The 24170-nt window shown below is 72.9% G+C and carries 15 protein-coding genes; 8 read left to right on the forward strand and 7 right to left on the reverse strand.

The genetic code is table 11. The annotated features are described in order from the left end of the window. Positions 1–13 precede the first annotated feature (13 nt). Positions 14–916, forward strand: coding sequence for an alpha/beta fold hydrolase (locus tag HNP84_RS22435; RefSeq protein ID WP_185051742.1), 903 nt, complete (start codon positions 14–16; stop codon positions 914–916). On the opposite strand, the gene fxsT is transcribed toward HNP84_RS22435, so the two are convergent. From fxsT to HNP84_RS22460, 5 genes are all read right to left on the reverse strand, one after another. After that, complete coding sequence (gene fxsT / locus HNP84_RS22440) at positions 885–4790, reverse strand: FxSxx-COOH system tetratricopeptide repeat protein (protein ID WP_185051743.1); 3906 nt, start codon at positions 4788–4790, stop codon at positions 885–887. The genes HNP84_RS22435 and fxsT overlap by 32 nt on opposite strands. After that, complete coding sequence (locus tag HNP84_RS22445) at positions 4774–6045, reverse strand: TIR-like protein FxsC (RefSeq protein WP_185051744.1); 1272 nt, start codon at positions 6043–6045, stop codon at positions 4774–4776. The genes fxsT and HNP84_RS22445 overlap by 17 nt, the downstream gene beginning before the upstream one ends. Positions 6046–6113: 68 nt before the next feature. Beyond that, entirely contained in the window at positions 6114–6914 is an 801-nt protein-coding gene (locus HNP84_RS22450; RefSeq protein WP_312925483.1) for an AAC(3) family N-acetyltransferase, read from the reverse strand. Positions 6915–6917: 3 nt separating this feature from the next. Then, the gene (locus tag HNP84_RS22455; RefSeq protein WP_185051745.1) at positions 6918–9152 is read right to left on the reverse strand and encodes an FxsB family cyclophane-forming radical SAM/SPASM peptide maturase; all 2235 of its coding nucleotides are present in this window, start codon (positions 9150–9152) and stop codon (positions 6918–6920) included. 35 nt (positions 9153–9187) lie between these two features. Continuing rightward, positions 9188–9418: a hypothetical protein gene (locus HNP84_RS22460; protein ID WP_185051746.1), complete on the reverse strand. Its 231-nt coding sequence runs from the start codon at positions 9416–9418 to the stop codon at positions 9188–9190. A gap of 210 nt (positions 9419–9628) precedes the next feature. Between HNP84_RS22460 and HNP84_RS22465 the strand changes: the two genes are divergently transcribed. From HNP84_RS22465 to HNP84_RS22475, 3 genes are all read left to right on the forward strand, one after another. Further along, a complete protein-coding gene (locus HNP84_RS22465; protein WP_246518484.1) occupies positions 9629–10180 on the forward strand; it encodes a GntR family transcriptional regulator in 552 nt (183 codons plus the stop codon). A gap of 305 nt (positions 10181–10485) precedes the next feature. Then, positions 10486–12165, forward strand: a complete 1680-nt coding sequence (locus HNP84_RS22470) for an ABC transporter ATP-binding protein (RefSeq protein ID WP_312925486.1) — start codon at positions 10486–10488, stop codon at positions 12163–12165. Then, positions 12162–14033, forward strand: coding sequence for an ABC transporter ATP-binding protein (locus HNP84_RS22475; RefSeq protein ID WP_185051749.1), 1872 nt, complete (start codon positions 12162–12164; stop codon positions 14031–14033). Before HNP84_RS22470 ends, HNP84_RS22475 begins: the two co-directional genes overlap by 4 nt. Before the next feature lie 139 nt (positions 14034–14172). On the opposite strand, the gene HNP84_RS22480 is transcribed toward HNP84_RS22475, so the two are convergent. Together HNP84_RS22480 and HNP84_RS22485 are read right to left on the reverse strand one after the other, a co-directional pair. Next, positions 14173–15333 carry a S1C family serine protease gene (locus HNP84_RS22480; RefSeq protein ID WP_185051750.1) on the reverse strand — a complete coding sequence of 387 codons (1161 nt, stop codon included), beginning with the start codon at positions 15331–15333 and terminating at the stop codon, positions 14173–14175. Positions 15334–15465: 132 nt separating this feature from the next. After that, positions 15466–16944, reverse strand: coding sequence for an AMP-binding protein (locus tag HNP84_RS22485; RefSeq protein WP_185051751.1), 1479 nt, complete (start codon positions 16942–16944; stop codon positions 15466–15468). A gap of 1223 nt (positions 16945–18167) precedes the next feature. Between HNP84_RS22485 and HNP84_RS55140 the strand changes: the two genes are divergently transcribed. From HNP84_RS55140 to HNP84_RS22505, 4 genes are all read left to right on the forward strand, one after another. Then, entirely contained in the window at positions 18168–19304 is a 1137-nt protein-coding gene (locus HNP84_RS55140) for a hypothetical protein (RefSeq protein WP_185051752.1), read from the forward strand. 82 nt (positions 19305–19386) lie between these two features. Next, positions 19387–21585 carry an acyl-CoA dehydrogenase family protein gene (locus HNP84_RS22495; protein ID WP_185051753.1) on the forward strand — a complete coding sequence of 733 codons (2199 nt, stop codon included), beginning with the start codon at positions 19387–19389 and terminating at the stop codon, positions 21583–21585. A gap of 61 nt (positions 21586–21646) precedes the next feature. Further along, entirely contained in the window at positions 21647–22396 is a 750-nt protein-coding gene (locus HNP84_RS22500; RefSeq protein ID WP_185051754.1) for an FkbM family methyltransferase, read from the forward strand. A 34-nt stretch (positions 22397–22430) separates the two neighbouring features. Beyond that, positions 22431–24065 carry an MmpA family trehalose lipid delivery protein gene (locus HNP84_RS22505; RefSeq protein ID WP_312925490.1) on the forward strand — a complete coding sequence of 545 codons (1635 nt, stop codon included), beginning with the start codon at positions 22431–22433 and terminating at the stop codon, positions 24063–24065. Positions 24066–24170: the final 105 nt, after the last annotated feature.

The following is a 24170-nucleotide window of genomic DNA, read 5'->3' on the forward strand; positions in this document are numbered from 1 at the left end:
CTGGGAGGATCTGTTGACCCGAGTCGTCGTCGCTCGTGACGGCCGGAACTTGGCGGTCGAGACCTGGGGGCAGCCTGACGCGACGCCCGTCTTCCTGTTGCACGGAACGCCGGGGGGCAGGTTCCAGCCGCGCCCGCGGGCCAAGACGCTGCACCTGCTCGGCATCAGGCTGATCAGCTTCGACCGGCCCGGCTATGGGGGTTCCGACCGCAGGATCAACCGGGTGGTGGCCGACGCGGCCGAGGATGTGGAGGACATCGCGGACGCGCTGGGGCTGGGCCGGTTCGCGGTCGTGGGCAGGTCGGGGGGCGCCCCGCATGCGCTGGCGTGCGCGGCGGTGCTCGGTGACCGGACGATCCGGGCGGCCGCGCTGGTGGGGCTCGCGCCGCGTCTCGCCGAAGGGCTCGACTGGTTCGACGGCATGATCGAGGCCAATGTGGCGGAGTACGTCGCCGCGCGCGCCGGGCACCGGGTCGTGGCGTCCCGGCTCCGGGCCGCGGCCGACGAGATCCGCGCCGATCCGGCGAGCAAGGTGCTGAACATCTGCGCTCAGGTGCCCGACTCCGACCGCCAGGTGGTGGGGGACCACGGCATCCGCAGGATGCTGGAGCGCAACTTCGCCGAGGGGCTGCGCGTCTCGGAGGACGGCTGGGTGGACGACGTGCTCGCGTTCACCGCCCCGTGGGGGTTCGACGTGGCCGCGATCGAGGCTCCGACCCTGCTGTGGCACGGCGAGAACGACGTGTACTCGCCCGTGAGCCACACGCGCTGGCTGGCCAAGCGCATCCGCAACGCCACCGTGCGCATCCAGCGCGGGGCGGCGCACTTCGGCGCGCTGAAGGCCATGCCCGAGATCCTGGCCTGGGTCGCCTCCGGGGCCGCGGTCAGATCGGCTGAGGCTCAAGGTCTCGGTTGACCCGGATGCCGTCGTGCAGGGCGCGTATGCTCGGGTGCCGATCGCCCAGCCGCATGCCCAGCGCCGCCAGGGTCTCCTCCTTGAGCTGCTCGCCCTGCTTGACCCGGCCGAGCGAGCGCAGGGTGATGGCGAGGTTGGCCTGGCAGGCCAGCGTGTCGGGGTGATCGCGGCCGAGCGTGGTGAGCAGGGCCGTCAGCGACTGCCGCTCCAGCGTCTCCGCGGTCGCGTGGTCGCCCAGGTCCGCCGCGCAGTTGGCCAGGTTGATCGCGCAGGACAGCGCGAAGGGGTGGGTGTCGCCGCATCGCTCGCGGAGCTGCGCCAGCGTGTCCTGCGCCATGTCCCTGGCGCGTCCGGGGTCTCCGGTGCCCCGCAGGTACGTGACCAGGTTGTTCCGCGCGACCAGCGTGTACGGGTGCTGCGGGCCGAGCCGGTGGCTGTAGTCCTCCAGGACCGAGGCGGCCATGTCGCGGGCGCCGTCCTCGTCGCCGAGGGCCGACAGGCAGCACGCGAGTTCGAGCGCCGCCGCCCAGGACTCCGGGTGCGCGGGGAACAGGCGCTGGTAGCGGTCGTAGGTGTCCTGGGCGAGGCGCAGCGCCTCGTCCAGGTCTCCGGACCTGCGCAGTGAGACCGCCAGGCTCTTGGCGGCGCGCAGCGCCTCGGGGTAGTCGTCGAAGTGGAGTTCGGCGTAGCCGCGCAGGGTGCGCCGGAGCAGTTCGACGGACGCGCTGTACTCGCCCGCCTCGCGCAGGTCGCGGGCCAGGTTCTGCGCGGCGCCCAGGGTGTTCGGATGGCCGGCCCCGAACACCACGGTCATCCTGGCGAAGGTCTCCTCGGCCAGGTCCTTGGCGTTGCGCCAGTCGCCGACGAGGCGGTAGGAGATGGCCAGGTTGTTGGCCGAGTTCAGGGTACGGGCGTAGTCCTCCCCGAAGACCTCCTTCCACTGCTCGTAGTTGATCTTGTCCATGGCCAGCGCGCCCTGGAAGTCGCCCAGCGCCCGCAGGTCGGCGGCCAGGCCGTTGATCGTCATGAGCGTGTGCGGGTGGTCGTCGCCCAGCAGTTCGATCTGCTGGTCCCTGACCCACTCGTCGAGCTCCCGGGCCTCCTTGAACCGACCCAGCGAGCGCATGACGTTGGCGACGTTGAACAGCATGTGCAGCCGCTGCCGCTCGAACTGCCCGAACTTCGTCTCCCAGTAGTCGGCGAGCCGCTGCCCGAGCTGCAGCGCCCGGTCGTACTCGCCGCGCTTCCACCAGTAGCGGACGCGCTCGGTGAGGAGCTGGCGGGTCTCCTCCTCCACGCACTTCTCCGCGTCGGACGGCAGCAGGTGCGGCCAGATGAGGTCGTACTGCGGCCAGTTCTCCGGGTCGTCCACCTCGCCGGTGGTGGGGCGGGCGGCGACCAGGATGTGGTGGACCTGGTGGGATACGGTCTCGACGTCCTCCTCGCTCATCTGGTCGCGGATCACCGCCTGGACGAGCCGGTGCACCTGCAACGTCTTGCTGCCCTGGTCGATCTTGGCCAGGGCGAACCTGCCGATCTCCCTGATCACCCGTCCGAGCACCAGCTTCTCGCCGCGCAGGCTCGGGTCGAACGGCAGCAGGGCGCGGATCATCTCGTCGCTGTAGATGAGCGTGAGCGAGATCGGGTCGGGCGACAGGTACGCGCAGAGCTGGAGCAGCCGCTCGGCCGCCGGCGACCGCCGGCGCAGTTGCTCCAGGGAGATCTTCCAGGTGGCGGCCACGGGCTCGGGGTAGCCGCCCGGCTTGTTCAGCGACAGGATCGTGTGGGCCTGGGTCTGCAGCTCCCAGACGTACTCCGAGGCCGGCAGGCCGGTCTCCGACAGCCACGCCGCCGCCTGCTCCACGGCGAGGGGCAGGTTGCCCAGCGCCTCGGCGACCTGTTCCGCCTCGGCCCTGCTCAGCCTGGGCACGCGCCGGATCAGGTGCTCCACGCTCTCGTCCAGGCTGAAGACGTCCACTTCCAGCGGGGAGGCGACGCTGGACCAGAGCTGGTTCCGGGAGGTCACGATCACGTGGCCGAAGCCGCCGCCGGGCAGGAAGGGCTCGATGTCCTCCGGGTCCTCGGCGTTGTCGAAGATCAGCAGCCAGCGGGACCACGGCTCGCCGCGCCGCAGCGCGTCACGGGCCGCCTCGGCGGTCTCGACGACGCTGTCGGTGACGGGCAGCCCCATCTGCCGCGCCAGCTCGGCGAGCTGCGGGCTGATCAGGTCGCGCTGCTCGGCCGAGATCCACCACACCACGTCGTAGTCGGCGGCGAACCGGTGGGCGTACTCCAGCGCCACCTGGGTCTTGCCGACGCCGCCCAGGCCGTACAGCGCCTGGGGCAGCACGACCGCCTTGTTGCTGCCCAGCAGTTCGTTGCGCAACGTCTCCAGGGTGGCGTTGCGGCCGGTGAAGGCCGCGTTGCGGGTGCCGACGTTCCACAGGGTGGGGGCGGTGCCGGGGTAGCGCACGCTGAGGCTGTCGGCCGCGACCCGCAGGTCGTGGCCGCTGCGCAGGCGGCTCACCGCCCGCAGCACGACCTCGATCGCGTCGTCCTGGCCCAGCCGTACCAGGTCGGCGGGCGGCCGGAGGTTGAACGGCGGCGTCAGGCGTACGTCGGTGACCCGCAGCACGATCATGTCGGACGGCCCGTCGGCCGCCGGCTCCTGCACCGAGGCCCACGAGTGGAACGCGCGGGCGTAGGCGGCGGACAGGATCGCGATCGTGGCGGTGAACCGCGCGTGCTCCACGTCGTCGGCGATGTCGGGCTCGTGCAGGGCGTGCACGGTCACCCGGAAGCCCGCCTGTTCCAGCAGCGCCGCCACCCAGTCGGCCCACATCCGGTCCTCGGGGGCGTAACTGATCAGCACGTCCGGCTGCCGGGCCGGCTGCCGCCGGGTGAACATGTCCAGCCAGCGCGTACGCACCGCGTCCTCAAGCGGCGGGAACGCGGAGACCACGCCGCCGGTGATCGCGGCCGTGAGCCGTTCGAAGGCGGCGAGCATCGAGCCGGGGGAGCCGGGCTCGTCGCCGAAGGTGGCCAGTGTCTCCTCGAAGGCGTAGAACCGCTTGTACGGGATCTCGACCGACCCCCAGTACGCGCTGGTCTCCTCGGCCGTGAGGCCCTTCGGGAACCCCTCGAACATGCTTCGCGCGTGCAGCCGCCCGGTGTCGACCTTCTTCTTCTCCCCGTCGTCCACCCGCATCAGCACCGGCAGGATCCTGATCCGCTTGTCCGGATAGCGGGCGTCGATGTGCCTGGCCACCTCGGCGGCGCCGTTGATGCTCTGGTCGCTCATGGTGAAGCAGTCGACCAGGATGTCCGGCAGCGCGATGGTGCAGATGTCGGCGATGTCGCTCAAACCGGTACGGCTGTCGATCAGGATGTAGTCGTAGTTCGCCTTCATGTCGGCGCGGAGCGCCGCGATGAACTGGCCGCCGCCCAGCCGCTCGTAGAAGTTGTCCCAATCGAAGATCGACGGCATCGCGGAGTAGTCGCGGTTCTGCTGGCCGGCCGAGACGAAGTCCAGCGTGCCCTCGCCCGGGAACCGCCAATTCAGCGACACCGCGTGCGGCAGCACCCGCGCGTATTGCAGATGCCAATCCTGGTCGTCGTGCGGTTTGGCGGTCGCCCACATGTAGTCGCTGATAATGTCCACCACGCCGGTGGTCGAACTGACCGTGTTCTCGTCCAGGAACGGATGGAAGAAACGGTGCAGGCCGGGGGATTCGAGATCCCAGTCGACGGCGAGCACTTTCAGGCCGTTACTCGCCAGGATCCATGCGGTATTGGCCAGGGCCATCGTGCGCCCGGTGCCGCCTTTGTAGGAGTAGAAGGCGATGATCTGGCCGGTGTCATGGGCGCTTGTCATCGGTCTCCTCCGTGTGCTTCAGCCTCGGCCTCGGCTCCGGCGTCCCCGGTGGGGGATAGGTGGGGGTGGTACGGAAGAAATTCCTGGTGGCGCTGCCGAGGATCTTCGGCATGTTGCGGCGGAACTGCTCCAGCGAGGTCACGTGGCTGACCGACTGGGGCCCGGTGCGGTCGGGAAGGGTGTCGCGCAGGTTGCGTTTCAGCTCGTGCTCGGCGCCCGCCGTCTGGGGATCGCCCAGGTTCCACGGCACGACCGGGACGGGACGCCGGTCCAGCCTGCCGATGCGGCCCAGGCTGGCCTTCGAGTCGGCGTGCGCGGTGATCCACGGATCGACGATCATCACGCTGGGGGCGTCCTGGGCGCCGCCGTCGGCCAGGCGGTCGGCGTGGTCGCTGAGCGAGCCGATCTCCGGCAGCAGGCCGTGGCTCAGCGCCAGCTCCATCGCGTGCATGGCCAGCGGCCGGCCGCCGTCCTCGCTGTAGTACGGGTTCCACTCCTGCGGCGTGTGCCCGTACGGCTCGGTCCGCCGGTCGGCCGGCAGGTGCGAGAGGTCGGGGGCGGCGATGGTGAGCCTGAGCCGGCGCGCGGCCGTCTTGTCGCTCCGGGGCGCGCCCTCGCCGTGGAACGCGCTGGTCAGGGAGGCGTAGTCGGGGGGCGCGCTCGGGCGCACCGGGGGCAGCCGCTCGGCCGCCTCCATGATGCGCCGGGCCAGCGCGAGGGTGGCCCGCTGGTAGTGGCTGCGCATCGAGGTCACCTTCATCAGCCCGTAGAAGCCCTCCTGGCGGTATCGCGGGCCGAAGGCGGCGTCGTCGTACTGGATGTCGTGCGCGCATTCGGGCAGGCCGCCGGGCTCGCGCATCGGCGACCACAGGGCCGGGACGATCGCCGTGGGGGCGCCTCCCTCCGGGTGGAGGTCCAGGCGCTGCTGGAACGCGCTCCACTCCTTGCCGCACTCGACGCTGGCGAAATAGCGCGGTGAGTAGAGGGGCACGAAGACCCGGCAGGTGGCCAGGGCCTCGGCGAGCTGGTCCGGCCAGCGGTCCCCGGAACGGATGTCGCGGTCCATGAATCCCGCGTCGGAGTCGCGCCTGAGCGCCGTCCAGGCAAGGAGGTGACCGCACAGGTCGTCGAACAGCCGCTCCACCCACAGATTGATGTTCGCGCCGCGCCGCGAGCTGAGCAGCGGGGTATGGGCGTAACTGAGAAAGAAGTACGGCACCTGCGGGGCCGGTTCGGAAGCCGGGCTGACTGACATCGGCCACCTTCCTCCCGCAGCGTATCAATAGAACGCAGGATGGGACGGAGAAGTCGCCGGGGTGGCTCCTAAGGTTTTCTGCGGGATGCGTACCAACATATAGCGTAGTCCACGGCCGATGCCAGAGGGAACAAACGGGTATCGGCATTGCCGACTCGGCCGCGGCGTATCTTTACGGTCCTCTCGAAGTCCGCGCCCAGCCGGCCCATATCCCGGTCGTCGAGCACCACGTCTTGGTACTCCCACCACATTGGCCCGGTGCCGAAATCGACCACACACCGATATGATCGCGTCGGCGGATTTTCGGTGTAACGGTATTCCGCCAGGTGAAATCCGGTGCACCTGTCGAATCCCACGCCGAGCAGCAGCACGTGCGCGCCCGTCTCGTACAGCCGGGCCAGGGGCGAGCGGGGGCCGTAGTGGCAGTCGGGGGCGTGCCCGTCCATCAGCTCCCCGGCCCGCCGCCCCACCGCGGCGAAGGACGACTGCGGGTGGGCGCTGCGGTACGCCCCCGGGCAGGTGCGTACTTCCTCGGCGATCCGCCCCATGCCGGTCGAAGGCGTCGTGGCGGGGTCGAAGGCGGGCATCCGGGCCCGGTAGGCGGCCACCTCGTCCGGCCCCATGCCCGCGATGGCGCGCAGGTACTCCGGCGAGGTGTCGGAGTTGCCGGTGGTCAGCGTGGGCACGACCAGCGTGCCCTCGGGCCCGAGCAGGCCGCGCAGCACGGCGACGATCGCGGCGGCGCCGCCCTCCACCCAGCCGACGCTGCTCATGGACGCGTGCACGAGCAGCGTCTGGCCGCGGCGTACCCCCAGATCGCGCAGGTGACGGGCCAGGTCGCGGGGGCGGACGAGCGTTGGTGCCGCCACGGGTCACACCAGGGCCCGCTCGTCCCCCCACGGGGCAAGCGTCTCGCGCATCGCGGAGACGAACCGCATGCCGAGCGGGGTCATCTTCCCCGAGCCGGTGAGCGTCTCGACCGCCGCCGCGGTGTGCGACCACCAGCGGGTGAAGTTCTCCTGCGCCTCCTGCCGCGCCTCGCCCTCGACCGCGTGGCGGCGGACGCGCCAGAAGTCGCTGACCGCGATGTGGGCGTACGTGCCCTGCAGCAGCCCTTCGAGCGGCCGGGGGTCCTCGCGCCAGGGCGCGTGGTACAGCGTGGTGTCGGACTCGTCGTACAGGTCGTACATGTCGAGTACGGCGCCCAGCTTGACGTGCTGGAACTCATGCAGGATCAGCAGGGCCAGGGTGGCCGGGTCGGCCGGCAGGGCCGCCGCCACGGCGCCGAAGGCGTGGCGGGCGGTGGAGCTGACGGGGCGGCTCGACGGCGCCGTCATCAGCGGCGTGATCGTGGTCAGGCCGGCCCGCAGCCCCGGCGCGTACCTCGGGTAGTCGGAGGCGATCAGGTCCCACGCGGCCTCGAACGCCCGCCGCCACTGCGCGATCTCCTCATCGCGCAGGCGTCCGGAGGCCGGCCACTGATGGCAGTCGCGGTGCGGATCGGAGTCCTCCAGCAGCACCGAGAAGTCGCCGCGGGTCAGCCGGACGGCCTCGCGCCAGGTCGTCTCCTGGCCGTCCACCCGCACCCCGCTCGCGTCGGCCAGCAGGACGGCGTCGTCGCCGGACACGCCGTCCAGGGAGCCCAGGGTGGGCAGGTGGATCGAGCCGGCCGTGACGGACACGCGGATCTTCACCTCGGCCCCGGCCCGGATCGCCGCCGCCGCCGCGATGTTGGCGAGGTAGGCGGCGTCGCCCTCGCCGCGCAGGCGGCCGACGGCCCAGACGCGTACGTACGGGTGGAGCAGGACCTCGGCCAGCGCGGCGGGGTGGTCGCGGTCGAGCGACACGAGCAGGTCCCAGGCCGCCGGGGCCTGGGCGCGCTGCGCCGCCAGCAGCGCGCGGCGCAGGCTGAGCTGCGACTGGGCGAGCCGGTCGAGCTCCGGCGCGGAGCCGAAGCCGGTGGCGAGCGCGTCGACGGTGGCGCGCGGAAGGGCGTGCGAGGTGGGCATCGGAGTCTCGCGGTGGATGTGGTGGATGAGCTTGAACAGGTCGGCGCAGTAGACGCTCGGGTGGTCGAAGGACCCGGCCCCGAAGCGGTGGGTGAACAGCCCGCCGCCGCAACTGCTCACGACCGGGCAGCGCCGGCACTCCTCGGCCAGCGCCTCGGCGCCGCGCTGCCTGGCCCGGATGCCGGGGTGGCCCGCCACGTCGTCAAGGGAGTGGCGGAAGACGTCGAAACCGGTCTGGGGCGCGCCGTCGTAGGCCACCTTGAGCGAGTCGACCTGCTCGTAGGAGCCGTCGGTCTCGATCACCACGACCGTGCTCGGTTCGAGCCCCACCGCCTCGCTGAGGCTGGGCCTGCCGTGAGCGGTGCGGATCAGCGAGTCGAACAGCCGGATCGGCATCGGAGCGCCGTCGGCCCGCCAGCGGTCGAAGATCGCGATCAGCCAGTCGGCGTAGGCGGTCTCGGACGGCCGGGGTGGCGGCGAGTCCCAGGTGGCGTGCGGCAGCAGGAGGTCCGCCCGGGGCGGACGCAGCGCGGCGAGCGCCTCGTAGACGGCGATCGGGTCGTTGGCGACGTCGATCGTGCACAGGATTCCGGCGTAGAGCTCCGGGCGCGCGGCGAGCAGGCCGAGCGCCCGGATCACCTCGTCGTAGCTGCTGCGCCCGTCGGCGTGGCGCCGGTGGCGGTCGTTGGCCGCGCGGTCGCCGTCGAGGGAGACGCCGACCTTGATCCCGTACGCGGCGAACAGGTCGCAGAACCGCTCGTCCAGCCTGACGCCGTTGGTGTGGATGCGCAGATCCAGCTCGCACACGGGGTCGAGCCGGTCGCGCAGCGCGGCCGCGATCAGGGCGAGGTGCCGGTGGCCCGCGAGCAGCGGCTCGCCACCGTGCAGCACCACCTGCACCCGCCTCACGTCGTGGGCCGCGGCGTGCTCGGCGATCCGGTACGCGGCCCGCGCGGCGGTCTCGGCCGGCATCACCCTGGGACGGCCCCGCCACGACTGGTCGGCGTGCTGGAAGACATAGCAGTGGTCGCAGGCGAGATCACACCTGCTGTGCACTTTCAGGACCACCTGGCGGAACGGAATGGCCAACCCGGTCACGAGCCGCCCCCTCGGTTTCCGCGCCCGTCCGCGACCTAGACCGAAGACTGGAAGGCCGCCACCAGAACGCGCGCCGCGGCCGGGTTGACCCGCGCCAGATTGCTCAGGATGGCATCGCCTTCGCTCCCCATCTCATCGAGGGGAATATTGCGAAGGTCGTAGACCTCCGAGGTGATTTCGGTGTCTTGCGTCATTTCACCCAATCCGATCAATTCAGGTGCAGGTCGGCGTGACGCTTTTCTGACGCTGCGCATCGCCGCCATCACAGCTCGTGACAGTACTACCATTACCCGGTCTTTGGTGAGCTCAAGTTAGCGGTACGGCATGGGATGAGCAATTTAAAGAGGTTTCGGTTGTCCGGACCCCCCGCAAAGGGCCCACCGCCCGCCCGATCCGGCCTCCGGCCCACCCTCCTTCGCTGGGGCCGGCGGCCGGGTGGTCTCCGGGAGAGGGGGTGTGGCTGGGATAGTGGGGGGATGAGATCTCGCGTACTGGTGCGGCGTGCGTTGCCTACCGAGCCTGCGGTGCGGGGGTCGGAGTCGTTGTTCTTCGCCGAGGCGGTGCGGCAGGGGATCGCGCCGGGGCGGCGGATGTTGTTCGTGGGGGTGGAGGCCGCGGGGGAGCGGGTGGCGCGGGCGTTGCGGGTGGATGTGGGGGCGGAGGTACTGGCACGGCGGAAGCTGCTGCTGGCGGGGGACGTGCCGGTGCGGGTGGCGACCAGTTTCTTCCGGGCCGACCTGTTCGGGGACACTCCGCTGGCCGCGCCCGATTTCGTACGGCCCAGCCTCCAGGCGGGCATCGAGGCGCTCGGGCACCGTTTCGGGCGGGCCGAGGAGGAGCTGATCGCCCGGCCGCCCCGGGAGGGTGAGGCGGAGGTGCTGGAGCTGGACCCGGGGGAGTGGGTGGTGGAGGTGCTGCGGGCGAGCTATGACACCCGTGACACGCCGGTGCATGTGCTGGAGACCGTCTGTGCCGCCACCAGGCATGTCTTCACGATCACGCAGCCGGGCGGCGCCGACGAGTTCTAGGAGTTCCAGGTTCTCGCCACCGAAAATGGATTGAAGGGCAGTAATACCCTAGAAGGGCACACCAAGGATGATCTCTCCAGCGTGTGAGGAGTGCCCTTTCGACGATGAGTCCAGACAGCAGCAGCACATCTGGTTCCACCGCCGGTCCCCCAGCCTCCCCGGATGACTCAGGTTCATCCTCCTCCGACCCCCAATATCCCCTCGAATCCCGAAAAATCCCCCGGAGCAAGCGGCTTTCCGCGCTCTCCCTGTGGCGGTTACGCTCCTACCTGCGGCCCTACCTCGGGCGACTCGCCCTCATCTGGGTGTCGGCGATCCTGGGCATCGGCGCCGGCATCGCGATCCCGCTCGTCGGCAAGGAGATCATCGACGGCCCCATCGCCCGCCGCGACCCCGGGGCGCTCGTCCCGCTCGGGCTCCTCGCGCTCGCGCTCGGCGTCGTCGAGGCGTTCCTGACCTACCTGCGCCGCTGGCACCAGTCGCACCCGGTGCTCGGCCTGGAGACCGCGATCCGCGACGACCTGTACCGCCACCTCCAGCGGCTGCCGATGAGCTTCCACGGCGAGTGGCAGTCGGGGCAGCTCCTCTCGCGCGCCACCACCGACCTGTCCACCATCCGCAGGTTCTTCGGCTTCGGCCTGCTGTTCCTGGTGATGAACATCCTGCAGCTCATCACGGTGACGGTGGTGCTGCTGAACATGTACTGGCCGCTGGGCCTGCTGGTTGCGGCGTCCGCGGCGCCCATCATCGTGATCTCGCTGCGGTTCGAGCGGCGCTACATGCGCATCTCGCGGCAGGTGCAGGACGAGCAGGGCGACCTGGCCACGCTGGTGGAGGAGGCCGCGCTCGGCATCCGTACCATCCGGGCGTTCGGCCGCAGGCGGCACGTCTACGAGACCTACGACGAGTCGGCGCGCAAGGTGCACGCCACCTCGATGGACAAGGTCGTCCTCGCCTCCCGCTTCTTCACCTTCCTGGAGGTCATCCCCAACGTCACGCTCGGCCTGGTGCTGCTGCTCGGCGCGCTGGCGGTCGGGTCGGGGGCGCTGACCCTGGGCACTCTGGTGGCGTTCACCACGCTGATGCTCTCGCTGGTCTGGCCGATCGCCTCGCTCGGCTACATCCTGGCGATGGGCCAGGAGGCCATCACCGCGGCCGACCGCGTGACCGAGGTGCTGGACACCCCGCCCGCGATCGTGGACGGCGCCGCGGTCATCCCCGAGCCGCGTGGCCACCTGCGCTTCGAGGGGGTGGAGTTCCGCTTCCCGGGGGCCGAGCGCCCGGTGCTGCACGACGTGTGGCTCGACGTGCGTCCCGGCGAGACCGTCGCCGTCGTCGGCGCGACCGGCTCCGGCAAGACCACCCTCACCGCGCTCGTGCCCCGGCTGATGGACGTCACCGGCGGCCGGGTCACCATCGACGGGTACGACGTGCGCGACCTGTCCCTGGCCCAGCTCCGCTCGGTGGTCGCCACCGCCTTCGAGGAGCCGACGCTGTTCTCGATGAGCGTGCGCGAGAACCTCACCCTCGGCCGCCGCGACGCCACCGAGCGCGAGATGCGCGAGGCGATTGAGGTCGCCCAGGCCGGGTTCGTCTACGACCTGCCCTGGGGCCTGGACACCCGGATCGGCGAGCAGGGCATGTCGCTGTCGGGCGGGCAGCGGCAGCGGCTCGCGCTGGCCAGGGCGGTGCTCAGCAAGCCCAAGATCCTGGTGCTGGACGACACGCTCTCCGCGCTCGACGTGGAGACCGAGGCGCTGGTGGAGGAGGCGCTCAAGCACGTGCTGCGCGAGGCCACCGGCATGGTCGTGGCGCACCGCGCGTCCACGGTCCTGCTCGCCGACAAGGTGGCGCTGCTCCGCGACGGCACCATCACCCACGTCGGCACGCACCAGGAGCTCCTGGCCGAGGTGCCGGAGTACCGCGAGCTGCTGGCCCAGGACGCCGACCTCGACGACCTCGACCCGGAGGGGGCCCTGCGATGAGCACCGAGGGCACCACCACCACCGCCACCACCGGCGTCACGGACGAGTCGCAGGAGAGCCGGCGCTGGCGCGGCGTCGCCGCCGAGGACCGCGACGAGCTGCCGGAGAAGGTCTCGCTGCTCCTGCGCGCCCGCTCGCGGCGGCTGCTCGGCGACCTGCTGCGCCCGCACCGCGGCCAGATCACCCTGCTCGTGGTGATCATCGTGGTCAGCAACGCGGCCGGGCTGTCCATCCCGTTCCTGGTCAAGGTGGGCATCGACTCCGGCATCCCGCCGATGCTCGCCGGGAGCGGCGCCGGCGCCCTGCTGCTGATCGTCGCCGCGATCCTCGGCGCCGCGCTCGCGCAGGCGTTCACGCGCCGGGTGTTCCTCAAGCTCAGCGGCCGGATCGGGCAGGACATCCTGCTGGAGCTGCGCCGCCGGGTCTTCGACCACTTCCAGCGGCTGTCGCTGTCCTTCCACGAGAAGTACACCTCGGGCCGGGTCATCTCCCGGCTCACCTCCGACGTGGAGGCCATCGCCGAGCTGCTGCAGTCGGGCTTCGACAGCCTGGTCACCGCGGTGCTCACGCTGTTCGGCACCGCGGTCCTGCTGCTCGTCCTGGACGTGCACCTCGGCCTGGCCGCCCTGGTGCCGCTGCCGGTGCTGTACCTGTTCACCCGCTGGTTCCGGCGCGAGTCGGGCGTCGTCTACCGGCGTACGCGCGAGGCCGTCGCGCTGGTGATCGTGCACTTCGTGGAGTCGATGACCGGCATCCGCGCGGTGCAGGCGTTCCGCCGCGAGCCCCGCAACCAGGAGATCTTCGAGGAACTGGACGAGAGCTACCGCGCCGCCAACATGCGCGGCATGCGGCTGGTGGCGCTGTTCATGCCGGGCATCAAGCTGATCGGCAACGTCACCGTCGCCACGGTCCTGCTGTACGGCGGATGGCTGGCCTTCCGGGACGAGGTGACGGTCGGCGTGCTGGCGGCGTTCCTGCTCTACCTGCGCCAGTTCTACGAGCCGATGCAGGAGATCAGCCAGTTCTACAACACCCTGCAGTCGGCCGGCGCGGCGCTGGAGAAGCTGTCCGGCGTGCTGGAGGAGCGGCCCCTCGTCGCCGAGCCCGAGCACCCGGTGCCGCTGGAGCGGCCCAGGGGCGAGGTCCGCTTCCAGGACGTGGCGTTCTCCTACGTGCCCGACGTGCCGATCCTGCGCCGCCTCACCCTGACGATCCCGGCCGGGCAGACCGTCGCCGTGGTCGGCGCGACCGGGGCGGGCAAGACCACCCTGGCCAAGCTGATCGCCCGCTTCTACGACCCGACCGAGGGGCGGGTGCTGCTCGACGGGGTGCCCCTGCCCGACCTGGACGAGGCCACCCTGCGCCGCGCCGTGGTGATGGTGACCCAGGAGAACTTCCTGTTCACCGGCACGGTCGCGGAGAACATCCGGTTCGGCAGGCCCGAGGCGTCCATGGCCGAGGTGATGGCCGCGGCCGAGGCCATCGGCGCGCACGAGTTCATCTCCGGCCTGCCCGAAGGGTACGAGACCCAGGTCGGCAAGCGGGGCGGCCGGATGTCGGCGGGGCAGCGCCAGCTCGTGGCGTTCGCGCGGGCGTTCCTGGCCGACCCGGCCGTGCTCATCCTGGACGAGGCCACCTCCTCGCTGGACGTGCCCAGCGAGCGGCTGCTGCAGCGCGCCCTGCGCACGATCCTGGCCGACCGGACCGCGCTGATCATCGCGCACCGCCTGTCCACCGTGGAGATCGCGGAACGGGTGCTGGTGATGGACGGCGGCCGGGTGGTGGAGGACGGCCCGCCCGACGCCCTGATCGCGGGCGAGGGGCGCTTCGCCGGGCTGCACCGCGCCTGGCTGGACAGCCTGGCCTGACCCGGCCCACCACACCCTCGTACGCGGCATGATGGGTCGCGGCGGGCACGGGCGTCCCGCCGCGGCCCCGCGGGCCTACGATCGCGTGGGCCTACGCTCGCAAGGGCCTACGATCGCGTGGGCGTACGATCGCGTGGGCCTACTCGCCGCTGGGCAGCTCGCCCAGCGTCACGGTCACGGTGGCCTCCGAGCCGTCGGCCCGTACGATCTCGACCTTGGCCCGGTCGCCCGGTTTGAGCCCGGCCAGCACCTCGGCCAGCGCGACCGTGGTCGGCGTCCTGACGCCGTTCACCGACACGATCACGTCGCCCGGCCTGATGCCCGCCTTGGCCGCGCCGCCGTTCGGGGTGACCGACACGACGTTGACGCCCTCCGGCCGGCCGTCGGGGCCGATCGCCACCCCGGCGGAGATGCCGAGCGCCGCCCGGTGCGTGTTGGTGACCTTGCCGGTCCGCACGATCTGGCCGGCGATGTCGGTGGCGGTGTTGCTCGGGATGGCGAACCCGATCCCGGGCGCGGCCCCGCCGCCGTACGCCGGGTCGGTCGCGGCCAGCGTCGGGATGCCGATCACCTCGCCCGACAGGTTGACCAGCGCACCGCCGCTGTTGCCCGGGTTGATCGCCGCCGAGGTCTGGATCGCGTTCGGGATGGTGGCGCCCGGCGAGCCCCGCTCCTGCGGCTCCGACACCGTACGCCCGATCGCCGAGACGATGCCGTTGGTGACGCTGCCGGACAGCCCGAGCGGATTGCCCATGGCCAGCACCGCCTGGCCCACCTGCACCTTGCTGGAGTCGCCGAAGCGCGCAGGCGGCAGCCTCGACGGGTCGTCCACCTTGATCACCGCCAGGTCGCCGGCCGGGAACGACTCCACCAGCCGCGCCCGCCGCGGTGAGCCACCGGTCGCCGGGGTCACCTCGAACGCGTCCTCGTCGCCGATGACGTGCGCGTTGGTGATGATGTGCCCCTGCGTGTCGTAGATGATCCCCGAGCCGAGGCCGGTGCGGGTCGTGATCTGCACGATCGACGGCAGCACCGTCCGGATCACCTGGCTGTACGCCTGCTCCATCGCCAGGGCCCCGGCGGGCGGGGTCACCGGCGGCCCCTGCTGCCCGGTCCCCGGGGCCGGCGAGCCCGGCGAGGTCGCAGGGGAGGCTGTGGCCGTGGTGGCGGGCGGCGCCGGGGACGCGGGGGTCGGTGAGGAGCCGCCCGGCGTACCGAGGGCACCGCACGCCCCGGCCGTCGTCGCCAGGACGGCGGCGGCCACCAGAGCCGCCCCGGCGCGGCGTGGATGAATGCCCATGCGAGGAGATGTTCCCGCGACGCCACCGGCTACGCGTCATGGCCCGGTCGCGGCCCGTAGTCCCGTCGTCGGACGAAGTCCCGTCCGGCCGCCAGGCGCGCTGCCGGGCGGTGTGGGGCGTCGTCCGGCCTGCTACGTGTAGGCGGCGCGCAGGTCGGCGCGGCTGAGCTTGCCCGTGGGCGTGCGCGGCAGCCGCTCCCGGTACTCGATCGTGCGGGGGTGCTTGAGCCGGGCCAGCCGGGGCGCGCAGTGGTCGAGCAGCGCCCGGGTCAGCTCCGGGCCCGGCGTGGCCCCCGGCGCAGGCTGCACCAGCGCGACCACCTTCTGCCCCCACTCCGGGTCGGGTACGCCGATCACCGCCACGTCGGCGACCGCCGGGTGCTCCTGGAGCACCGCCTCGATCTCGGCCGGGTAGATGTTCACCCCGCCCGAGATGATCAGGTCGGTGCGCCGGTCGAGCAGGAACAGGTAGCCGTCCTCGTCCAGGTAGCCGATGTCGCCCGGCGTGTACGCCCGCCCGCGCATCGCCGCCGCGGTCTTGTCCGGGTCCTTGTGGTACTCGAACCGGTTGATCCCGCCGATGTAGACCAGGCCGGGCTCGCCCGGGGGCAGTTCCTCGCCGTCCTCCGAGACGATCGTGAACGACATCCCGTCCAGCGCCCGGCCCACCGTGCCCGGCTTGGCCAGCCACTCCTGCGACGACACCATCGTGGCCACCGCGGCCTCGGTGGAGCCGTAGTACTCCCACAGCACCGGCCCGAGCCAGTCGATCATCGCCTGCTTGGTCGCGGGCGGGCACGGCGCCGCGCCGTGGTAGAGGTGGGTCAGCGAGGACAGGTCGTACGCCTCCCGCGTGCTCTCCGGCAGCGCGAGCAGCCGGTGGAACATGGTCGGCACCATGAACGTGTTGGTCACCCGGTGCCGCTCGATGAGCTCCAGGGTGCGCACCGGGTCGAACCGCTCGGGCGCCACCACCGTGTGCCCGAACTGCAGCGCCATCATCGCCTGCCCGTACGGCGCGGAGTGGTAGAGCTGCGAGGTCACCAGGTGCACGCCGTGCCCCTCCGGGAGCCGGAAGTGCCGCCAGCTCTTGCGCATCAGGATGGGGTAGAGGTCCTCCGGCGACAGGTCGATCAGGCGGCGGCGCACCCCCTTGGGCCTGCCGGTGGTCCCGGAGGTGTAGAGCATCATCGAGCCGGCGCGGCGGTGCGCGGGCGGGCCGTCGGGCTGCCCGTCCGCCAGCTCCGCGACCCCCGTGTACGCGCGGGGCCCGGCGGGGACGGCCTCGGCGTACGCGGGGGCGGCCACCACGGCCTTCGCCCCGCAGTCGGCGACGATGTAGCCGATCTCGTCCGCGGTGTAGTGCCAGTTCACCGGCACGATGTAGGCGCCGATCTGGTACGTGGCGAGCATCATGGCGACGGCGTCGGGCCCGTTGGGCAGCACGGTCACGACGGTGTCGCCGGGCGCGTACCCGATGCCGAGCAACCCGTTGGCGGCGCGGTTGGCGAGCGCGAGCAACTCGCCGTACGTCAGATTCCCGGCCGGATCGTCCGCGACGACGGCCGGACGCCCCGGATCGGCGGCGGCGATCTCGTAGAAGCCCCTCATGCGGACGAGATTACAGAATCCGATTCTATAATCCCAGAAGGAGGTTCTGTTATAGCCAGGCCCAAGCGGTTGACCTGCAACGACATGGTTTCGTAAGCAGATGTCGGGCTGCGCCGACGGCCGTTGTGACGTAGCGTTGCGGCATGGCGGAGCTCGGTAAAAGGCCCACGGGACGCCCGGACCCCAGGCGCCCCGACCCCGCCACGCCCACCCCCCAACCCCCACCGGACGCCCCCACGCCCGACGCCGCCGCCACCCCCGCGCCCGGCCCGCGCTCCCCGTCCTCCCGTGACCGCTCCGAGAGGGTCTTCGCGCCGGCCGCAGCCGACGCGCCGTTCGTGGACGACTCCACGGCCCCTATGCCGCGGCTTCGGCCTGACGGCACCTCCGTGCCGCCCTCGGGCCCACATGCGCGTCCCGTGCCGCGACCACATGCGGACCCGGACAACGGGGCCACTCCACCGCTGCGGGCGCGTTCCGGATCGTCCGGTTCGCCGTCCGCGCCTGTGGGGCCGCGTCCTGGCCCATCCAGAGGGCCGGGCGGGTCGGTGGTGCCGCCGGGTTCGGCGCCGCGTCAGGGGGTGGGCGGGCCTCCGCCGTCCGCTCCTTCGGGTGCGCGGCCCGGAGGGCCCGGGTCGCCCACGTCTCCGGATGCTCGTGCCGGGCCGGTGGTGCCGCCGGCTCAGACCCCGACTCAGCCCTCGACTCAGACCCCGGCTCAGACAGGGGCGAGCGGGCCTTCGCCGTCCCCGCCTTCATGGCAGGGGCCGAGTGGCCCTCGGCCTTCGCGGGTCCAGCGCCCGCATCCCGACCATCGTCCGCACTCCGACTCACCACAGGACCAGCCGTTGCGCCAGCCGCCCGCTCCGAACGGCCCCGCCCGGCCCGAAGACGCCTCCGCCGACGAGACCAAGCCGCGCCCGCGTCCCGGCTCGCGCCCGCAGCCGTACCCGCGACCGGGGCAGTCTCCCCAGACCGGCCCGCAGCGCCCGCCGGCCGGTGGCGGGGTGGGGTATGGCCCGCCCTTTCCGGGTCCGGCCCAGGGCGGCCGGCCTCATGCTCCTGGCCAGGCCCAGGGGCCGGGGCAGGCTCACACTCCCGGGCAGGCCCAGACCCCCGGGCAGGCCCAGACCCCCGGGCAGGCTCACGGCCCGGGCCAGGTCCAGCCCCCGGGGCAGGCGGGGGCGCCGGCTGTTCCGGCCGGGCATCCGCACGGTTTTCCGGTGGGTGACCCCGACCAGACCATCGCCGTACGCCGGCGAGGGCCGGGCGGGGTTCCCGGCATCCCCGGTGGTCCGGGCGGGCCTGGCGTGCCTGGGGGGTTCGGCGGTCCTGGAGGGCCCGGGGGGCCCGGCGGTGGCGGTGCTCCGGGGGGCGGCCCTGGTCACGGTGCCGCGGGAGCGTTCCACAGCCCGCCGCCGGGGGCGCCGTCCGCGCCGTCCGCGTCGCCGGGGTGGGCCGGGGGGCAGCAGCAGCCCCTGGGCTTCCCCGTCGCGGCCAAGGGGGGCGGCGGGCCGCGGCGGCCGGGGCTGTTCCAGCGGATCATCCTGCGGATCGGCGACATCCCCATCAAGTTCGTCTACACGGTCCTGGCGACGCTGGCGTTCGCGGCCATCGTCTTCCTGATCTTCGTGCTGTTCTCCGGCGACCAGCCCGACAACGCGAGCCAGGACACCCGAGCCTCGGTGCGGCCGACGGCCGGGAGCACCGGGGGCGTGACCTCCTCGGCGGAGCCGAGTGCGGACGACGGCGGCGACGCCAAGGCCACGCCCGCGCCGACGCCGACCGGAGGGGCGGGTGACGCGGCGCTGCCGCCTCCGCCGCGGGAGAAGGCGCTGACGCCCCTTCCCGGGAAGGCGAGCGCGTCGGTGGGCACGGTGGCCGACACCAGGGCCATGGTCAGCTACGCCCGCCTGGGTGAGCCGTGGGTGTCGGCGGCGTCCACGCCGTTCTCCAAGGCGCTGCGCATCGGGCCGTACCGCGCGCCGTACGCGCTGGTGGCCTCGGCCCTGTTGCCGGGCGATGCGCCGGAGAAGCTGGACACCGACGCCGACTACACGGCGGCGGCGGTGCGCGCGGCGAAGTGGTCGCTGCAGACCCACCACCCCAAGGGCGGCACCCTGACCTGGACGGCCTCCCAGCGGCTCACGGCGGGCCGGGGCTGGCTGCTGGCGTACCAGGTGTCGTACCAGGTGGGCGGGCAGAACCGCACGTCGCAGGCGGCGGTGGCCGTGGTGGACACCGGGCAGGCCAAGCCGGCCATGGTGTTCGTCACGATCCCCGACACCCAGAAGGCGCGCTGGCCCGACATCGCCGCGGTGCTGACCTCCATCCGTCCCGCCGCGCCCGGAGGCTCCTGAGCCGGCCCCACAGGTGGCGTCGCGGCGGAAGTTTGTTCCAGAATATGATTCTGGGAGTGGACGTCACAGCCGAAGGAGCGTCATGGGTATCGGGTTGAGCGAGGAGCACGAGGCGCTCCGGGAGTCCGTGGCCGGATGGGCCGAGCGGAACGTGCCCGCCGAGGTCGTACGGGCCGCCGTGGCCGCCGAGACCGAGGAGCGTCCCGGGTTCTGGGCCGGGCTGGCGGAGCAGGGGCTGCTCGGGCTGCACCTGCCCGAGGAGCACGGCGGGTCCGGGTACGGGCTGCTGGAGGCGGCCGTCGCGATCGAGGCGCTGGCCGAGCGCATGGCGCCGGGGCCGCTCGTGCCGACCGTGCTCGCGAGCGCCGCGATCCACGCCTCCGACGGCAAGGCGCGCGCCGAGCTGCTGCCGGGGCTCGCCGACGGCACGCTCACCGGCGCGCTGGCGCTCGGCGGCGGGCTCACCGGCGTACGCGACGAGGACGGCGTGCTGACCGTCGCCGGGACCGCCGAGTTCGTGCTCGGGGGCGCGGTCGCCGACGTGCTGGTGCTGCCGGTGGCCACCGACCGGGGCGAGGAGTGGGTGGCGGTGGACGCCGCGGCCGTCACGGTCACGCCGGTCAAGTCGCTGGACCTGGTGCGCGGCGTCGCCAAGGTCGCGGCGGACGGCGTCGCCGTCCCCGCGGAGCGGGTGCTGGACGGGCTCGGCCGGGCCCGGGTGCGGGCCCTGGCGGCGATCGTGCTCGGCGCCGAGGCCGCGGGCGTGGCCTCGTGGTGCGTGACCGCGGCGGCGGAGTACGCCAAGGTGCGCGAGCAGTTCGGCCGGCCGATCGGCCAGTTCCAGGGCATCAAGCACAAGCTGGCGCGGATGCTGGTCGCGCTGGAGCAGGCCCGCGCCACCGTGTGGGACGCCACCCGGGCCGAGGGCGACGAGCTGGCGTACGCCGCCGCCGTCGCGGGCCTGATGGCCCCCGACGCGGCCGTGCAGTGCGCCAAGGACGCCATCCAGACCTTCGGCGGCATCGGCTACACCTTCGAGCACGACGCCCACCTGTACTACCGCCGCGCGCTGACCCTGCGCGCGCTGCTCGGCTCCTCGGCCGAGTGGGCCGGGTCGGTGGCGGAGCTGGCGCTGAGCGGCGTCTCCCGGGAGATGGAGATCGACCTGCCCGAGGAGGCCGAGTCGCTGCGGGCCGAGCTGCGCGCGGAGATCGCCGAGATCGCGAAGCTGGAGGGCGTGGCGCAGAAGCGGGCGCTGGCCGAGGGCGGGTTCGTCATGCCGCACCTGCCGCGCCCGTGGGGCCGCGACGCCAAGCCGCTGGAGCAGGTGCTGATCCACCAGGAGCTGCGCGCGGCCAAGGTCAGGCTGCCCGCGATGATCATCGGCGCCTGGGTGGTGCCGTCGATCGCCGTGTACGGCACCCCGGAGCAGCAGGAGCGGTTCCTGCCCGCCACCCTGAGCGGCGAGATGATGTGGTGCCAGTTGTTCAGCGAGCCGGGCGCGGGCTCCGACCTGGCGTCGCTGCAGATGAAGGCGGAGAAGGTCGAGGGCGGCTGGAAGCTCAACGGGCAGAAGATCTGGACCTCGCTGGCCCACCACGCCGAGTGGGGCATCTGCATCGCCCGGTCCAACCCGGGCAAGCCCAAGCACGACGGCATCACGTACTTCCTGGTGGACATGAAGGCGCCCGGCGTGACCGTGCGCCCGCTGACCGAGATGACCGGCGAGAACCTGTTCAACGAGGTCTTCCTCGACGACGTGTTCGTGCCGGACGACCTGGTCGTGGGCGAGGTGGACGACGGCTGGCGGGTCGCGCGCAACACGCTGTCCAACGAGCGCGTGTCGCTGTCGTCCGGCTCCGGCGGCACCGGGGCGGCCGTGCCCGACCTGCTCGGCCTGGCCGGGCGGCTGGGCCGCGAGCTGACCCCGGCCGAGCGGCTGGAGCTCGCGCACGTGGTGGCCGAGGCGCACTCGATCAACGCGCTGTCGCTGCGGGTGACGCTCAAGCAGCTCGCCGGCACCGAGCCGGGCGCCGACGCCTCCGTACGCAAGCTGCTGTCCACCTCGCACGCCCAGCACGTCTCGGAGTGCGCGGTGAGCCTGCTCGGCACGGCGGGCGTCACCGCGGCCGACATGAAGCTGGGCGACGCGGGCTACTGGAACCGGGCGGTGCTGGCCACCCGGGCGATGACGATCTACGGCGGCACCACCGAGGTGCAGCTCAACATCATCGGCGAGCGCATGCTGGGGCTGCCCCGCGATCCCGAGCCCGGGAAGTAGCCGGGAGGCCGGCACCGCCACGGCGTAGGCTGCGGGACATGCTCTCTTCGGGTCGGCCGCGATGACGCCGGGGGTCGCGCTGCGCAGCGCGGTCGCCGGCGCCATGCCGTTGCGCTGGTTCGGCGCGCTGATCAGGGCCGTCTACCCGCGCCTGGACGCCGAGCTGGCGCGGGCGGCGGAGTTCGTGCCCCGCGGCGGCACCGCGGTGGACGTCGGGGTCTGGTACGGCCCGTGGACGGCCGCCCTGCGCCGCCTGGGCTGCTCGGTGGTGGCGGTGGAGGCCAACCCGCGCCTCGCCGCCCTGGCCGCGGCGGCGTTCCCGGACGTGCGGGTGGTCTCGGCGGCGGCCTCCGACGCGTCCGGCACGGCCCGGCTGTGGCTGCCGCCGGGCGGGCGCGGGGCCGAGGCCACCGCCTCGCTGGTGCACGAGGCCGGCGAGCCGGTCGAGGTGCGTACGGTGACGATCGACGAGCTGGGGCTGTCGGACGTCCGGTTCATGAAGGTGGACGTCGAGGGGCACGAGCTGGCCGCCCTGCGCGGCGCCGAGCGCACGGTGCGCCGCGACCGGCCGCTGCTGCTGGTCGAGCTGGAGACCAGGCACCAGGACATCGCGCTGGTCATCGACCTGCTGGCCGGCTGGGGCTACTCCGGATCGGTCCTGACCGAGGGGCGCTGGGTGCCGCTGGAGCGGTTCGACCTGGCCGCGCACCAGGCCGAGCGCGCCGCCGAGGTGGCCCGCGGGTTCATCCCGCGCCTGCTGCGGCCGGGGGAGGAGTACGTGAACATGGTGCTCTTCCGGCCGCGGCCCTGACCCGTGGCTCGGATGGGCTGTGGACAGGGCGGGCGTGCCTGAGGCGGCTGTGGATGGCGCGGGCGGCCGGGCCGTGGACGCGAGCGCGGATGGCGGCCGGGGCGCTGTCCTCCGGGCGGGTGGGGTCCGGCGGCGGGTGGCGCGCTGGGGGCCTGCGGCGGTGGGGGCGCTGCTCGGGGTGCTGGCGTTGTGGCCGGCGCTGGGACCCGGGTTCGTGCTGCGCTACGACATGGTGTTCGTGCCCGACCCGCCGCTGGTGTTCCCCGCGTCGGGGTTCCCGCGCGCGGTGCCGAGTGACCAGGTCGTGGCGGCGCTGGCGGCCGTCCTGCCGGCCGAGCTGGTGCAGAAGGGCGTGCTGCTCGGGATCTTCGTGCTGGGGGCGGCGGGTGCGGGGGCGCTGGTGCCCCGGGACCGGGTGCTCGCCCGGCTGGCCACGGCGGCGTTCTACGCCTGGAACGCCTACCTGGCCCAGCGGCTGCTGCTGGGGCAGTGGGCGCTGCTGCTCGGCCTGGCGGGGCTGCCGTGGGCGGTGCGGGCGGCGCGCGGCAGGTGGTGGCATCTGGCGCTCGCGCTGCTGCCGGCCGCCGTGGGCGGGTTCCAGGCGATGCTGGTCACCGCGCCGGCCGTGCTCGCGGTGTCGGGGTGGCGCCGGCCGCGCGGCCTGGCGCTGCTCGCGGTGTTCAGCCTGCCCTGGGCCGTCCCGGCGCTGCTGGCGGGGGCCACGACCGACCCGCGCGGCGTGGACGCCTTCGCCGCCCGCGCCGACGGGCCGTTCGGCACGCTGGGCAGCCTGCTGTCGCTGGGCGGGATCTGGAACGCCGCGGCCGACGTGCCGGGGCAGGGGTCCTGGCTGCTCGCCGCCGCCCGGCTGGTGCTCGCGGCCGTGGCCGTGGCCGCGTACGTGGCGCTGCGCCGCGGGTGGGGCGGCGCGGGGGCGCCGGGCGGGGAGCGGCCGGCGTACTGGGCGGGGCTGCTGGTGGCGGCCTCGGCCGGGCTGGCGGTGGCGTGCGCCGGGGCGTTCGCGCCGGGGGCGGTGCGCGCGCTGATCGGGCTGTGGCCGGGGTTCGGGCCGCTGCGGGACGGCCAGGCGTACCTGGCGCCGCTGGTGCTGCTGGAGGCGCTGGGGTTCGGGGCGGCGGTGGCCGGGATCACCATGCCGGTACGCCCGGCGGCCCTGGCCGCGCGCGGCGCCGCGCTGCTCGTGCCGGTGCTGGTGCTGCCGACGTTCGCGTTCGGCGCGTTCGGGCGGCTGACGGCGGTGGAGTACCCGGGGGAGTGGCGGCGGGTTCAGGCGATCGTGAACGCCGACCCCGCCCCGGGCGCGCTGCTCACGCTGCCGTGGGGCGCGTACCGGGCGTTCCGCTGGAACCCGGGCGGCGGGGTGGTGCTCGACCCGGCGACCAAGCTGTTCGCCCGCCGGGTGATCCGGGACGACAGCCTGCCGGTGCGGCTCGGCGACGGGCGGGTGCTGCGGCTGGCGGCCGAGGACCCGCGGGCCCGCAGGGTCGGCCGGCTCCTGGGCGCCCCCGGCGGGCGGACCGCCGCGCTGCGCGCGGAGGGGATTCGGTACGTCCTCATCCTGCGGCCGTACGAGAACGTGTTCCTGTATCGCCTGCCCGAGGCCAGAATAATCTTCGGTGGTCGAGAGGTGCTGCTGCTGCGGCTGTGACCTGCCGATATGCTGGCTCTGAAGCCCTGTTGGACGCCGCGTCCATTTATCACGATTCGGCGAACTCCATGGCGGTAAAGGTGAGACGCGTTCTAATCTACGCCC

The organism is Thermocatellispora tengchongensis, assembly GCF_014202315.1.
Taxonomy (GTDB): Bacteria; Actinomycetota; Actinomycetes; order Streptosporangiales; family Streptosporangiaceae; genus Thermocatellispora; species Thermocatellispora tengchongensis.

Coding starts and splice junctions, on each gene's coding strand:
- HNP84_RS22495 (WP_185051753.1), top strand. CDS start 19,387: ATGGGTATCGGGTTGAGCGAGGAGCACGAGGCGCTCCGGGAGTCCGTG.
- HNP84_RS22465 (WP_246518484.1), top strand. CDS start 9,629: ATGAGATCTCGCGTACTGGTGCGGCGTGCGTTGCCTACCGAGCCTGCG.
- HNP84_RS22485 (WP_185051751.1), bottom strand. CDS start 16,944: ATGAGGGGCTTCTACGAGATCGCCGCCGCCGATCCGGGGCGTCCGGCC.
- HNP84_RS22500 (WP_185051754.1), top strand. CDS start 21,647: ATGACGCCGGGGGTCGCGCTGCGCAGCGCGGTCGCCGGCGCCATGCCG.
- HNP84_RS22445 (WP_185051744.1), bottom strand. CDS start 6,045: ATGTCAGTCAGCCCGGCTTCCGAACCGGCCCCGCAGGTGCCGTACTTC.
- HNP84_RS22480 (WP_185051750.1), bottom strand. CDS start 15,333: ATGGGCATTCATCCACGCCGCGCCGGGGCGGCTCTGGTGGCCGCCGCC.
- fxsT (WP_185051743.1), bottom strand. CDS start 4,790: ATGACAAGCGCCCATGACACCGGCCAGATCATCGCCTTCTACTCCTAC.
- HNP84_RS22475 (WP_185051749.1), top strand. CDS start 12,162: ATGAGCACCGAGGGCACCACCACCACCGCCACCACCGGCGTCACGGAC.